At 68.8% G+C, this 13,229-nt stretch carries 11 protein-coding genes; 4 read left to right on the plus strand and 7 right to left on the minus strand.

Features of this window, described 5'->3' with window-relative positions; all coding sequences use genetic code 11:
• The first annotated feature begins 73 nt into the window (after positions 1-73).
• Complete coding sequence (locus AUR65_RS05130) at positions 74-1,234, plus strand: MBL fold metallo-hydrolase (RefSeq protein ID WP_058569006.1); 1,161 nt, start codon at positions 74-76, stop codon at positions 1,232-1,234.
• 67 nt (positions 1,235-1,301) lie between these two features.
• On the opposite strand, the gene AUR65_RS05135 is transcribed toward AUR65_RS05130, so the two are convergent.
• On the minus strand, positions 1,302-2,120 hold the full coding sequence (locus tag AUR65_RS05135) for a VOC family protein (RefSeq protein ID WP_058569007.1): 819 nt from the start codon (positions 2,118-2,120) through the stop codon (positions 1,302-1,304).
• A gap of 110 nt (positions 2,121-2,230) precedes the next feature.
• On the opposite strand from AUR65_RS05135, the gene AUR65_RS05140 reads away from it, so the two are divergent.
• A complete protein-coding gene (locus AUR65_RS05140) occupies positions 2,231-3,193 on the plus strand; it encodes a zinc-dependent metalloprotease (protein ID WP_058569008.1) in 963 nt (320 codons plus the stop codon).
• 264 nt (positions 3,194-3,457) lie between these two features.
• On the opposite strand, the gene AUR65_RS05145 is transcribed toward AUR65_RS05140, so the two are convergent.
• Both AUR65_RS05145 and AUR65_RS05150 read right to left on the minus strand, forming a co-directional pair.
• Entirely contained in the window at positions 3,458-3,685 is a 228-nt protein-coding gene (locus AUR65_RS05145; RefSeq protein ID WP_058569009.1) for a hypothetical protein, read from the minus strand.
• 102 nt (positions 3,686-3,787) lie between these two features.
• A complete protein-coding gene (locus AUR65_RS05150; RefSeq protein WP_058569010.1) occupies positions 3,788-4,369 on the minus strand; it encodes a hypothetical protein in 582 nt (193 codons plus the stop codon).
• A gap of 121 nt (positions 4,370-4,490) precedes the next feature.
• On the opposite strand from AUR65_RS05150, the gene AUR65_RS05155 reads away from it, so the two are divergent.
• The gene (locus tag AUR65_RS05155) at positions 4,491-7,145 is read left to right on the plus strand and encodes an AAA domain-containing protein (protein ID WP_058569011.1); all 2,655 of its coding nucleotides are present in this window, start codon (positions 4,491-4,493) and stop codon (positions 7,143-7,145) included.
• Between the two features lie 52 nt (positions 7,146-7,197).
• Here AUR65_RS05155 and AUR65_RS05160 read toward each other — a convergent pair whose 3' ends face one another.
• On the minus strand, positions 7,198-9,954 hold the full coding sequence (locus AUR65_RS05160; RefSeq protein ID WP_058569012.1) for an ATP-dependent helicase: 2,757 nt from the start codon (positions 9,952-9,954) through the stop codon (positions 7,198-7,200).
• 103 nt (positions 9,955-10,057) lie between these two features.
• Here AUR65_RS05160 and AUR65_RS05165 point away from each other — a divergent pair, with 103 nt between their 5' ends.
• Complete coding sequence (locus tag AUR65_RS05165; protein WP_058569013.1) at positions 10,058-10,804, plus strand: MBL fold metallo-hydrolase; 747 nt, start codon at positions 10,058-10,060, stop codon at positions 10,802-10,804.
• Positions 10,805-10,816: 12 nt separating this feature from the next.
• Here AUR65_RS05165 and AUR65_RS05170 read toward each other — a convergent pair whose 3' ends face one another.
• The 3 genes from AUR65_RS05170 to AUR65_RS05180 form a co-directional block, all read right to left on the minus strand.
• A complete protein-coding gene (locus tag AUR65_RS05170; protein ID WP_058569014.1) occupies positions 10,817-11,563 on the minus strand; it encodes an isopentenyl phosphate kinase in 747 nt (248 codons plus the stop codon).
• A complete protein-coding gene (mvk, locus tag AUR65_RS05175) occupies positions 11,560-12,654 on the minus strand; it encodes a mevalonate kinase (RefSeq protein ID WP_058569015.1) in 1,095 nt (364 codons plus the stop codon). Before mvk ends, AUR65_RS05170 begins: the two co-directional genes overlap by 4 nt.
• 108 nt (positions 12,655-12,762) lie before the next feature.
• Complete coding sequence (locus tag AUR65_RS05180; protein ID WP_058569016.1) at positions 12,763-13,107, minus strand: hypothetical protein; 345 nt, start codon at positions 13,105-13,107, stop codon at positions 12,763-12,765.
• Positions 13,108-13,229: the final 122 nt, after the last annotated feature.

Below are 13,229 nucleotides of genomic sequence, written 5' to 3' on the forward strand. Positions count from 1 at the left end.
GTCGACGCCACGCGAGACCACAGACCCGCGTCCGCCACAAACGGTTTTGTGCGTCGTTCCCATAGCTAACCACATGAGTAAACTCCTCCACCAACTCACCGTGACCGAACTCGCGGACCGACTCGATGCGGGCGATTCGTTCACCGTGGTCGACACGCGACCACCGGAGAGCTTCGAGTCGTGGCACATCGAGGGCGCGGTCAACGTCCCCTTCCACCCCGTCGACGGACTCGGCGGCGACTGGGATTGGGACCGCGTCGACGACCTCGCCGCGGAGGGACCGGTCGTCGCCATCTGCGGGAAAGGTCTGTCTTCGACGTCGTTCGGCTTCGAACTCGCGGCTCGCGGCTACGACGACGTTGAGGTCGTCAAAGGCGGCATGGAGGACTGGAGCAAACTGTACGAGGTGGTCGAACTCGACACCGGTGAGGACGACCTGTTCGTGGCGCAGGTCCAGCGCCGCGCGAAGGGCTGTCTCGGCTACGTCGTCGGCTCGCGGTCGACCCGCGAGGCGGTCGTCGTGGACGCGACCCGGCAGGACCACGAGTTTGAACTCGTCGCCGCCGACGCCGGCATGACGGTCGCCGGTGTGCTCGACACGCACGTCCACGCCGACCACGTCTCGGGCGGGCGGGGCCTCGCCGACCGACTCGGCGTGCCGTACTACCTCGGGTCGAACGCGACGGACCGCGACGTCGAATACGAGTTCACCGCGCTGGACGACGGCGAGACGCTGGCCGTCGGCGACTACGATATCGAGGCGATTCACGCGCCGGGGCACACCTCGGACATGACGAACTACCTCGTCGACGGGCGGTTCCTCCTCACCGGCGACACGCTGTTCGTCGAGTCGGTCGGCCGGACGGAACTCCAGTTCGGCGACGCCGACGCGGCGACGGGCGCGGAACTCCTCTACGAGACGCTCCACGACACGCTGTTGTCGCTTCCCGACGAGACGCGCGTCCTCCCCGGCCACGTCTCAGTCGGGACGGACGGGCGCTACGGCGTCGCCGCGCCGGGAGAACTCGTGAGCGCGACGCTCGGCGACCTGCGCGCGGACCTCGACCTCCTGTCGATGAACGAGTCGGCGTTTGTCGACCGCGTGGCCGGAGACACGCCCGAGAAGCCGGTGAACTACGAGCGCGTCATCGACATCAACACCGGCCGCGCCGCCGTCGGCGACGAGGAGGAGGCGACCGAACTCGAACTCGGACCGAACAACTGCGCCGCCTGAGCGACTCCTCTGCTTCGGTCGGTGATTTTCAGGCGACAGAGGGCGATTCAGAGCGATAGAGAGTGATTCAGGGGAGTTCGACCACGCCCAACCGACCTTCGAACAGGTCGTGGTCGAACCACGCCATGTGGCGGTCGCTGTAGCGAATCTCCGGCCCGAGCGACAGCGAGTTCCGCGCCCGGTCGAGGTCGGTGACGCCGACGAGGAACGCGCACGGTCCCTCGCCGACCTCGTCGATGCGCTCCCCGAGCGCGCCGTCACCGGGTTCGCACAGGGCGAGCGGCGTGCCGGGAAGGACGGCGAACTCGGAGAACGGCCCGTTGATATCGACCGGCGAGGGGTAGCGGTGTCGCCGGGCGAACAGCGCCGCGGTCGCCTCGCGGTCCCGGGTGGCGACGACGACGGTTTGGAGTCCGCGGACGGCGGCGTTTCGAGCGGCTCTCGGGACGCGGTAGCTCCGCGGGGTGCGGTCGCGGATGAAGAAGGGGAGTCGCTGGTCTGCGCCCTCGAAGCACATGTCCCACTCGACGAGGCGACCGTCGGGTCGGGCGCGGGAGGCCTCGTGGGGACCGTCGACGGGGAGACCGGCGTCGATGGCGGCCTTGGCGCTGGCGGCGGCGTCGTCGGTCTCCAGACACCACGCCGCGGGGCCGGCGTCGGCCGCGAGGTGGTCGGGCCAGAAGCCGGCGTCTTCGGCGTCGGTCCCGAGCGTCGGCGCGATGAGTTCGAGGTACGACCCGTCGGGGAACGGGACGACGGCCATGTGGGTCGTTCCGGTCCCGTGTTCGCCGCCGTAGGTCGGCGTGAGTCCGACCTCGTTCGCGGCCGTCCGGAGTTCGTACAGCTCGGTACCACCGAACGCGACGTGGTCGATGGTTCGGTCCATACGACTCCCACGTCCGACTCAGTATAGTGTTTAGGGGCGTCGTGTCTGCGAATCAGAGGGTTCGTTCCACCCGACCGAAGCGTTTTGCGTCCGGCCCGCCACGATATGGTATGAACCTCTTTCGGAGCGTCAGAGCGGTCGCGGACGCTTCGGCGACCGGCTCCGGCACCATCGACTGGGACGCCGTCGCCGAGGCCGCAAAAGCCGCGACCGACCCCGGCTCGCTCGACCTCACGGACGCCGAGCGCGCGGGCTACGCGGCCGACGTTCGCGACGCGCGCGACCGCCTCTCGACCGTCGCCGAGGTCGAGTTCGACGTGCCCGAAGTCGTCGAAGTCCAGAACCGACACCACTGGATAGACGCGAACGTGGCGACGTTCCGCCGGGTGATGGTCCCCTTCGAGGAACACGGGCCCGCGGTCCTCCCCGGATTCACCCGCGCCGTCAACACCGGGTCGTTCGCCTTCGTCCTCTCGTTCCTCGGAAACAACGTCCTCGGTCAGTACGACCCGTTGCTCCTCGCCGAGGGCGACGACGACCACGGCCTGTACTTCGTCCACCCGAACATCCGCCGGGTCGCCGACAGCCTCGACGTGGACTACCCGCGGTTCCGACGCTGGATCGCCTTCCACGAGGTGTCGCACGCCGCGGAGTTCGGCGCGGCCCCGTGGCTCTCGACGCACCTCGAATCCCGGATGCAACGCGGGGTCGACGCCCTCGTCGACGGCGACATCGACCGCGACGCGTTTCACGAACTCGACACGGCGATGACCGCCGTCGAGGGCTACGCGGAACTGCTGATGGACCGTGCGTTCGACGACGACTACGAGGACCTCCGCCGGAAACTCGACGAGCGCCGGCAGGGTGGCGGCCCCGTCGCGAAGCTCGCGCGGCGGCTCCTCGGACTCGGCCTCAAGCGCCGGCAGTACGAACGCGGCGCTCGCTTCTTCGAACACGTCGCCGACGAGCGCGGCGTGGCCGCCGCTTCGCGGGTGTGGGACCATCCGGAGAACTTGCCGACCGACGCGGAATTGGACGCGCCCGAGCGATGGATCGCGCGGGTATCGCCCTGAGGAGACTGCAACTCCATCAGCTTGCGTACCCGATGCCCGAACCGTTTCGGGTCGCGCACGCACCTTGGGTAGGACGCCGTGTTGCACCGAAGGCCCAATTCCGGAGCCCCACGACGCTATCCGGTGAATAACCAGGTCATTGCCCCTGCCCTGGTTACCGGCGAGAAACTGTCCTCAGAGGATAGATATATACTCTGCGATTCCGTGCCACACGTTTAATCTGAGATATGTATTTGTGTTCGAATTTCACAACAGACGATACGTCTAGCGCCGGTTCACCGCGGTGAACTCGCGGGCCCACCGGCTCATGTACCACGTGAGGAGGCCGCCGACGACCAGGCCGGCGAGGAGCGCGACCGCGCCCTGAACGAGCGTCGCTCCGGCTTGGACGGCGACGAGTCCGGCCGACACGCCGACCAACAGGGCGAACCCGATTTTGATTCGGTTGTTGGCGAGCCGCGTCTCCTCGTCGCTCATGCTCGAACCGACCATCGTCCCTCCGAAGTCGCGCCGTTCGACGGCCGTCGCGGCCGTCCGAAGCGTCCATCGTCCATACCTGTCTATGGAGTCGCGTGGGTTTGAAACCGGTGACTCCTACTGGAAGCCGCGGTCGACGCCGTCGGACTCGATGAGGTCGTCGAGGTCCGTGGACAGTAGCTCGTCAGCGTCGGCGAACTCGTCTGCGAGGTCGTCGAGGCGGTCGGGCCGGGCGTCGAACTCGTAGTCCATCGGGCCGAACGCCGGGCTCTCGAGGGCCTCCATCACGTCGGTGAAGAAGTCGTCGGCGGTGGTCGGCGCGTCGGCGTGGACTTTCACGGTCTCTTCGAGTCGCCGCGCCATCGACTCGGCCTGCGACTCGTCTTCGGGCGGTTGCTGGACGGCGAATCGCCCGGCGTCGTTCTCGCCGTGCTCGCCGTCGCCGCGACGACGCGGGAACAGCGGGTCGAGGTCGTCGTCGATGCGGCGGGCGACGCGAGCGCCGACGCCGCGGACCTCGTAGGGGTTCTTCGCGTACGTCTTCAGTTGGTAGACACCGGCGGCGGGGTGGGCGAGAAAGAGGTCTTCGCCGAGACTCCGGCGGCGGGTGCCCGCGACGGCCCGCCACGCGTCGGGGTCGCGGTCGCGGCCGTCTTCGACGACCTCCGAGAGGATGTCCTGCCAATCTTTGACGCGCATGGGTGAGCGTAACGCGCGGGAGAGAAAGAGCGTGACGGTCGGGGGAGTCGCCCGCGCGGACGGACAGACCAGCCACGCCCCACCGACGGCTATTTGGCTGCGCCTCACCCACGCTTTCGACGTGAACCTTCGCGGTCCGCTCGTCGAGGTCGGCGAGCCGCGCGACGTCGAAACGAAGTACGGCGAGCGCTCGCTGGCGGAGGTGACGCTCCGCCCCGAGCGAGGGACGGGAGACCCCGTGACCGTCACCCTCTGGGGGAAGTGGACCCACGCCGCCGAACACGCCGAACCGGGGATGGACCTGCTCGTCACCGACGCCGAGGAGTCCGAGTACCGCGGCGAGACGACGTACTCGACCGGCTCCGAGTCGTTCGTCGTCGTCGAGCCCGACTTCCTCGTGGACGTGACCGACATCCGCTCGTGGGTGCAGTGCTCGCGGATGTACTACCTGAACAAGCTCTCGGGCATCCCGCTGAACTACCCGGTGGTGAAAGGGACCATCGTCCACGACGTGTTCGGCGACCTCCTCCGCGGCCGCGACCTCGACTCGTCAATCGACGAGCGCATCGACGAGCGCGGCCTCGAACTCGGCCTGCTCGGCCGCGAGGTCGACGAGGTCGCGGACGAGGTGCGCCGCAACGCCGCCGCCATCGAGGGGTGGCTCTCGCAGGGCGTCCTCACCGACGAGGACGAGTGGCGCTCGGAGTACACCCTCATCTCGCCGACGTTCGGCATCAAAGGCCGCGCCGACGCCCTCCGCCGGGGGTCGCCCGTCGAACTCAAGACCGGCAAGAACCTCAACCGCGACCCGCGGTTCCAAGACAAGATTCAGGCCGCCTCCTACGCGCTCATCCTCGAAGAGCGGGGCGTGCCGGTCGACACGGGGACGCTCCTCTACACGAAGAACACGACGCTCGACCGCACCGAGGAGTCCGGCGACCTCTCGCCGGCGAAGGACTTCTCCATCGGTCGCGGCCTGCTGGAGTTCGTCGTCCGCACCCGAAACGAAATCGCGGCGATGGAACACGACGCGTCGGTCCCGACCGGCTACGAGGTGAACTCGAAGTGCGAGTACTGCTTCGAGAAGGACACCTGCATGGTCGTCTCCGGCAGACTCGACCAGGAGTCGAAAGCCGGCGCAATCGGGAAGCCGGTCCCCGAGGACGAACGCGACTACTTCGACCGCTTCTACCGCGCCGTCGAAGAAGAGCGCCGGGCGGTCCACAACGAGTACCGCAAACTCTGGGACCAGAGCGCCGAGGAGCGCGCCGACGACGACCGGGCGCTCATCGGCCTCGAACCCCTCGGCCAGACCGAGCGCCCCGACGGCACGTGGGAACTCCGGGCCAAACAGACCGACGACGCGGTGTCGAAGCTCCGCGCCGGCGACGTGGCGCTCGCCAGCGACGGCCACCCCGTCGAGGGGCACGCCGAACTCGCGCGCATCGTCGAACTCGGCGACGAAGTCGTCGTCACGACCGACGAACCCGTGCCGCTCCGCCGCCTCGACGTGTACCCCTCCGAGCTCACCGTCGACCGCCTGCTGACCGCCCTCCACGACGCGGTGCTCAAGGGCTCGCCCGACCGCAAGGACGTGCTGTTCGGCCGCCGCGACCCCGACTTTTCGGACCGCTCTGCGGGCCGCACGTTCATCGACAACAACGACGCCCAGGACGACGCGGTACGCCTCGCGGTCGACGCCGATGACCTCGCGCTCATCCACGGCCCGCCGGGGACGGGCAAGACCTACACCATCGCCCGGACCATCCGCGCGCTCGTCGAGGACGGCAACCGCGTCCTGCTCTCGGCCTTCACGAACCGCGCGGTCGACAACGCGCTCGAAGCCCTGCGGGACCAGAGATTCGAGAATATCGTCCGCGTCGGCACCGAATCGGGCGTCCGCGAGGACATGCAGGACGTGCGCCTCTCGCGGAGCGGCGACCCGAACGCGCTCGCGGCCGCCCTCCACGACGCGCCGGTCGTCGCCGCGACCACCGCCTCCTGTGGGTCGCGCGTGATGCGCGAGCAGTCGTTCGACGTGGCGCTCGTCGACGAGGCGTCGCAGATAACCGAACCCGGGACGCTCGCCGCCGTCAACCTCGCCGACCGGTTCGTCCTCGTCGGCGACCACAAACAGCTTCCGCCGGTCGTCCGCGCCGAAAACGACCTCCAGAAATCGCTGTTCCAGCGACTCATCGAGACGTATCCCGACGCCTCGGTCATGCTCGACCGCCAGTACCGCATGTCCCAGCGGATTCAGGCGTTCGCCTCGAAGGAGTTCTACGACGGCGCGCTCCGCCCGGCCACGGGTGCGGTCGCCGCTCAGCACCTCCGCGACCTCGGCGTCGATACCGCGGACCTCCCCGCCGAACTCGCGGACCAAGTCGCCTTCGTCGACCCAGACGGCCGGCGCGTCGGCAACACCAACCCGACGGAGGCCGACCGCGTGGCCGAGGTCGTCGCCGCCTACGAGGCCGCCGGCGTCGACATCGACGACATCGGCGTCATCGCGCCGTTCCGGGCGCAGGTCGCCGAAATCTCCCGCCGAACCGACGCCACCGTCGACACGGTCGACCGGTTCCAGGGCTCCTCGAAGGAGGTCATCGTCGTCTCGTTCGTCGCCACCGGCGAGTTGGACGGCCCGCTGTTCGAGGACCACCGTCGCATCAACGTCGCCCTCACGCGGGCGAAGAAGGCGCTGTGTCTCGTCGGCGACGCCGACGCGCTCGAATCCGACCCGTTCTACGACCGGATGCTCGCGTGGGCGCGGCGATAAGGCGTCTCCGCTCCGCGGCGCACCGACCGTCGAACCGCTAGCCCGTCGGTTGTCAGTTCACGTCGATACCGAGGTCCGCCTCGTCGTCGCCGATTTCGGCCTTGACGCGCTCGTGGAACTCCCGGAGCGCCGCGCTCTCGTCCTCGGCGAGGACCACGTCGCTCGCGGTCAGCGTGGCGAGGCCGAACGCCCGCGGCGTCGGCGACGAGACCTGGTGGCCGACCACGTCCACGTCGCCCGCTCGAATCGCCGCAACCGCGTCCTCGATGGCGTCGAGGTTGAGTTTGTCTTCGAGAATCTCGCGGTAGGTCTCTTCCATCACGGCGAACTCATCGAGGTCCTGCGCGAACGACAGCAGCATCTCCGAGGAGACCTGCTGTTGGGCGGCGGACTTCTCGTAGCCCTTGTAGCGCTTGAGAATCATGAGCGACCGTGTCGCGTTGATGCGGAAGTACCGCTTCAGGAGGTCGGTCCCGTCGAGGGCGGCCCGCAGGTCGGCTTCGACCGCCTCGGGCGTGAGGTCGCGGAGGACGCCCGCGAGGTCGACCTTGCGGTTGAGCGGCATCGACAGCGAAAAGCCGTTGTCGGCGACGGCGACCTGCACGTTCGCGTTCGTCCGGCGGGCCGCGTGGTACGCGAGGAGCCGCGAGAGGCCGTCGTTGAACCGCCGGCCGTAGGTGCAATGGACGTAGAAATGTCGGCGGTAGGTGTCGCGGTCGAGTTCGGTCTCCACGACGAGTCTGTCGGGCGTCGCCACGCTCTCGGGGCCGGCGTACCTGACCTGCTCGTCGAACATCCGCGTGACGGCGCGAACGCTGTTTTCGTCGAGCGGGAACTCCCGGAGCCACGACCTGACGGCGGGCGCGCCGCCGGCGTCGAGTCGGTCCACGAGGTCGGCCTGGAACGCCGCGAGTTCGCGGCCGAGGTCGTACGAAAGCGGCAGGCGCTCGGAGAACCACGAGGGGACCGTCGGCCGCTGTGAGGTGCGGTCCACGTACACCTTCGACCCGCGGCGGTAGCGGTAGGCGAAGTGGTCGCCGCCGAGGACGAACACGTCGCCTTTCTCCAGCGTGTCGAGGTAGCCCTCGTCGAGCGTGCCGACCCACTGGTCGGCCCCGCGGACCAGCACGTCGCAGGTGAAGGAATCGGGAATCGTGCCGATGTTGGTCATGTAGATGACGCGGGCCATCCGACCGCGTTTGCCGATGAGGGGCTCGCCGACGGGGTACTCCTCGTAGTGGTGTTCGCCGTCCGGCGGGTCGTTGGTGTCGCGCCAGATTTTCGCGTAGACGTTCTTGTCTTCGAGGCCGTCGTAGTCGGCGGTGAGGTAGCGGAACAGGCGCTCGAAGTCGTCGTCCGAGAAGTTCCGATACGGGTAGGCCCGCCGGAGCGTCTCGCGGAGGTCCGACTCGGGGCGGATGGCGTTGATGGCCATCCCGTACACCTGCTGGGCGGCCACATCGAAGGCGTTCTCGGGGATGAACACCCGGTCGACGAACCCGGATTCGGCCTTCGAGAGCATCACCGCGCACTCGACGAGTTCGTCCCTGTCGAGGGCGATGACGCGGCCTTCGACCGTCTGGCCGAGTTGGTGGCCGGCCCGGCCGACCCGCTGGAGGAGCGCGGCGACCGACTTGGGCGAACCGACCTGCACGACGAGGTCGATGTGGGGCATGTCGATGCCGAGTTCGAGGCTCGTGGAGGTTGTGACGACGCGCAACTCGCCCGCCTTCAGTTTCGACTCTATCTCCTGTCTGCGCTCCTTCGAGAGGCTCCCGTGGTGACAGCCGGAGTTCGACTCGTCGATGTCGTCGAACTCCTCGCGGAGGTTGTGGAGGACGCGCTCCGCGCCCGACCGCGTGTTGGTGAACACGAGCGTGTTCGTGTGCGAGGCGACGAGTTCGTGCAGGCGGTCGTAAAACCGACTCTGGACCTCGCTTCGGGGCGTCCGAATCAGGTCGTCGGTCGGACACTCCAGTTGCACGTCGAAGTCGCGGACGAACCGCGTGTCCACGAGTTCGTAGTCGCGGGGGTCGCCGTCCTCGCAGCCGACGAGGAACTCCGCGACCGTGTCGAGCGGCTCGACGGTGGCCGAACAGCCGATGCGCGTCGGCGACGACTCGGCGAGGTTTTCTAACCGCTCCAGCGACACCGACAGGTGGGTGCCGCGTTTGTTCTCCGCGAGGCTGTGAATCTCGTCGACGACGACGTACTCGACGGTCCGAAGCTTCTCTTTGAACTTCGGCGAGTTGAGCAGAATCGCCAGCGTCTCGGGCGTCGTGTTGAGGATGTGCGGCGTCTCCGAGAGCATCTTCTGGCGGTCCGCGGAGGAGGTGTCGCCGTGGCGGATGGCGTGTCTGATGTCCACCGTCTCGCCGCGGCCCTCGGCGATGTCGGCGATGCCAGAAAGCGGCTCGGTCAGGTTCCGGTGGATGTCGTTTGCGAGTGACTTCAGCGGCGAGACGTAGAGGCAGTACACCGAGTTGTCGAGCCCGTCGGGCGACTCGCGCTCCCGGCGGAACAGCTCGTTGATGATGGCGGTAAAGGAGGCGAGCGTCTTGCCCGACCCCGTCGGCGCGCAGATGAGGGCGTTGTCGCCGTCGTGGATACGCGGGATGGCCCCGCGCTGTGGCGGGGTGAAAAAGCCGCCGTTGCCGGGGACGAACTCCCCGAACCGGTCGACCCACCACTCCTGCACGGCGGGCTCCAACAGGTCGAGCACGTCCTCGTCGGCGACCGACACCGACTCGGGGTCGAACTCGTAGTCGCCGCCTCTCGACGCGAGAAGCGAGCGGCCGCGCCGGGTCATTACCTCGGGGTTAGCCTGCGCGGGTATGAGGGTTGTGCCTGTGGCCGCGGCGGCCGACCCGGCGAGCACAAGGACTAACGCCGCCGCCGTGGTAGCTCTGCGCATGCGCGTCACGTTCCTCGGCACCGGTAGTGCGATGCCCGTCACCGGCCGCGCCCAGACCGGACTCCTCCTCGAATCGGACGGCAACGCCCTCCTCGTGGACTGCGGGTCGGGCGTCCTCGCCCGCCTCGCCGAGACGGAGGTCGGCTACGAGGGCGTCTCGTCGGTCCTCCTCACGCACCACCACCTCGACCACGTGTCGGACCTCATGGCGCTCGTGAAAGCCCGGTGGCTCGCCGGACAGGACCGCCTCGAAATCGTCGGTCCGGAGGGGACCGAGGAACTCGTCGAGGGACTGCTCGACGTCCACGACTACCTCCGGGGCCGCCTCGACATCCAGATTCGGGAGGTCGGCCCGACCGAGTTCGGCGTCGCCGGCTTCGACGTGATGGGGTTCGAGGTCCGCCACTCGATGCCGACGCTCGCCTACCGCTTCAGCAACGAACGGGGCGAGGCCGACTTCGTCTTCTCGGGGGACACCGAGGCGTTCTCCGCCCTCGGCGACTTCGCCGACGGCGCGAGCGTCCTCGCGCACGACTGCTCGTTCCCGGACGACGTGGACGTGTCGAACCACCCGACGCCGTCGCAGGTGGGCGAGGCACTCGCCGGGTGGGACATCGATTCGGTCTTCCTGACACACCTCTACCCGCACGCCGACCGCGTCACCGACGACCTGCGGGCGAGCGTGAGCGAACACTTCGACGGTGAGGTCCGGGTCGCAAAAGACGGCTTGGTCGTCGAACTCTGAGTCCGGCTTCGACTATTCTCCGCGGATGACGGTTCCCGGCGACTCGCCGGCGACGAACGCCGACAGCCCCTCGGGGCCGAAGACGTGCGCCGGCGCGCCGAGCGCGAGCAGTTTTCTGACCTTCGCGGCCATGCCGCCGGTCACGTCGGTGGAGTCCGACCCGCCGAGCGCGTCGGCCGCGTCCGCGAACGCCGTAATCTCGGGAATCACGTCGCCGTCGGCGTCGAGCACGCCGGGAACGGTCGAACAGAGGCCGACGCGGTCCGCGCCGAGTCCGGACGCGAGCGACACCACGAGGTCGTCGCCGCTGACGATGGTCGCGCCCTTCCCCGCGTGCGCGATGACATCTCCGTGGAGGACCGGGACGAAGCCCTCGTCGAGCATCGTCTCGGTCGCCGCGAGGGGAAGCGACAGCGAGCCGTCGGCCTCGCGCGCGCCGGCCGAAAGCGGGTGGACCGGCAGGGCCGCGACGCCGCGGTCCGCGAGGGCGTCGAGGACGGCGTCGTTGAGGCGCTTCATCGCGTCGTGGATGGCGCGGACGCCGCGGGCGTCGTCGCTTCCGGACTCCGAGGAGACGCCGTGTTCGGCGGCGTGGTGGTGGCCGAAGCTCCCGCCGCCGTGGACGACGACGACACGGCCCGACTCGGCGAGGGCCGCGACCGCGTCCGCGGCGGCCGCCAGCCCCGCCTCGTCCACGGTCTCCGGTTCGTCCTTGTCGGTGACGACGCTCCCGCCGAGTTTGAGGACGACGAGGCTCACGCCGAGTTCCCTCCGTTTCCTTCGCGCTCGGGGTCCGTTTCTGCTTCCGTTCCTGCTTCCGCGTCCGCTTCCGGCGGGACCTCGACTCTGACGCCGTCGGTGGCGAGTTCGGCGCGGAAGGCGTCCTCGCACCCCGGAGTGAATCGGAGCGCGGTCTGGGTCTCGGGCGTCGGGTCCAAGGAGACGATACAGCCGCCGCCGCCCGCGCCGGTCAGTTTCGCGCCGTACGCGCCGGCCTCGCGGGCGGCCCACACCATCGAGTCGAGCGAGCGCGAGGAGACGCCGAGGGCCTCCAGCAGGCCGTGGTTGAAGTTCATGAACCGGCCGAGTTCGGAGAGGAGTTCCTCGGGCGGTTCGTCGGCGTCGGGGTCCGCCTCGGCCAGCAGTTCCTCCCCTCGGCGGACGATGTCGCCGACGGTCGAGACGGTGTCGGCGGCGAAGTCGTACTCCTCGCGGAGCGCGCGGACGCCGGAGACGAGCGCGCCGGTGTCGCCCGCGCCGCCGTCGAAGCCGATGACGAACGGGAGGGGCGGCGCGTCGATGGTCCGGCAGTCGTCGCCCTCGACGCGGACGGCTCCGCCCATCGCGGAGCAGAAGGTGTCGGCGCGGGACGCCTGCCCGTCTTGGACCTCGTGTTCGGCTTGGTAGGCGCGTTCCGCGATTTCGCGGGGCGCGAGTTCGACGCCGAGTTCGCGGGTCGCGGCGTCGATGCCGGCGACGACGACGGCCGCGGAGGAGCCGAGGCCGGCCCCGAGCGGGATGTCGCTCTCGACGGTGATGTCGAAGCCGGCGTCGGGCGCGTCGGCGGCGTCGCGGGCCTGGTCGACCGCGGCGTCGATGTAGCCCATCGCGGCCTCCACGAGCGGTGCCGGAACGTCCACGTCGGGCCGGTCGCCGGTCGAGCCGCGGTACTCGACGGTGAAGCCGTTGAGACTCAGGTCCTCGGCGCGGACGCGGACGTGGTCGTCGTCGCGGGCGGAGACGGTGACGGTCGCCCGGCGCTCGACCGCGCAGGGGACCGCCGGCTCGCCGTAGACGACTGCGTGCTCCCCGAACAGATACACCTTGCCGGGAGCGCTCGAAACGGTCATACCCCGGAGTTGCTACGGGATTCGCTTAAGGGTATCCGACCGCGGTCGAACCCGGCGGTGGTCGGCGGCGGGAACGGTCGCAGAAAAACGGTGTTCGGGGACGCCGGCTCAGGCGTCGATTTCGACTTCGTCGCGCTCGTCTGCGTCGTCGAGGTCGGCCAGTTCGTCGAGGTCGTCGCCGCCGCCGCGGATGTAGCGGACCGCCGCCGCGATGCCGACGAGAAGGACCAGCCCGACGAGTAGCCCCAGTCCGGAGCGGCCGCTCGACTCGGCCTCGTCGGCCTCGTCGTCGTCGTCGAACTCGACATCGTAGTCGTCGTAGTCGTCGTACGATTCGCCGTCAGCCTCGAGTTCCATCTCGCTGCCGCCCTTGGAGAGAAGCGGCGCGCTGTTGGTCGGGCTGAACTCGAAGCCGTCGTGCAGGTGGACCTCGAAGAGGGTGAAGTCGGCCATACCCATCAGTACGCTCACAAGATGGATATGCCTTGTGGCGACGGGTCGATGCCGGTCACCGCTGGACGCGACGACCTCGCACCGTGGCGACTCCCGGTGGAGTGCGCTGGATTCGCTGTGTT

It is taken from the genome of Haloferax marisrubri, assembly GCF_001469875.2.
Classification (GTDB): domain Archaea; phylum Halobacteriota; class Halobacteria; order Halobacteriales; family Haloferacaceae; genus Haloferax; species Haloferax marisrubri.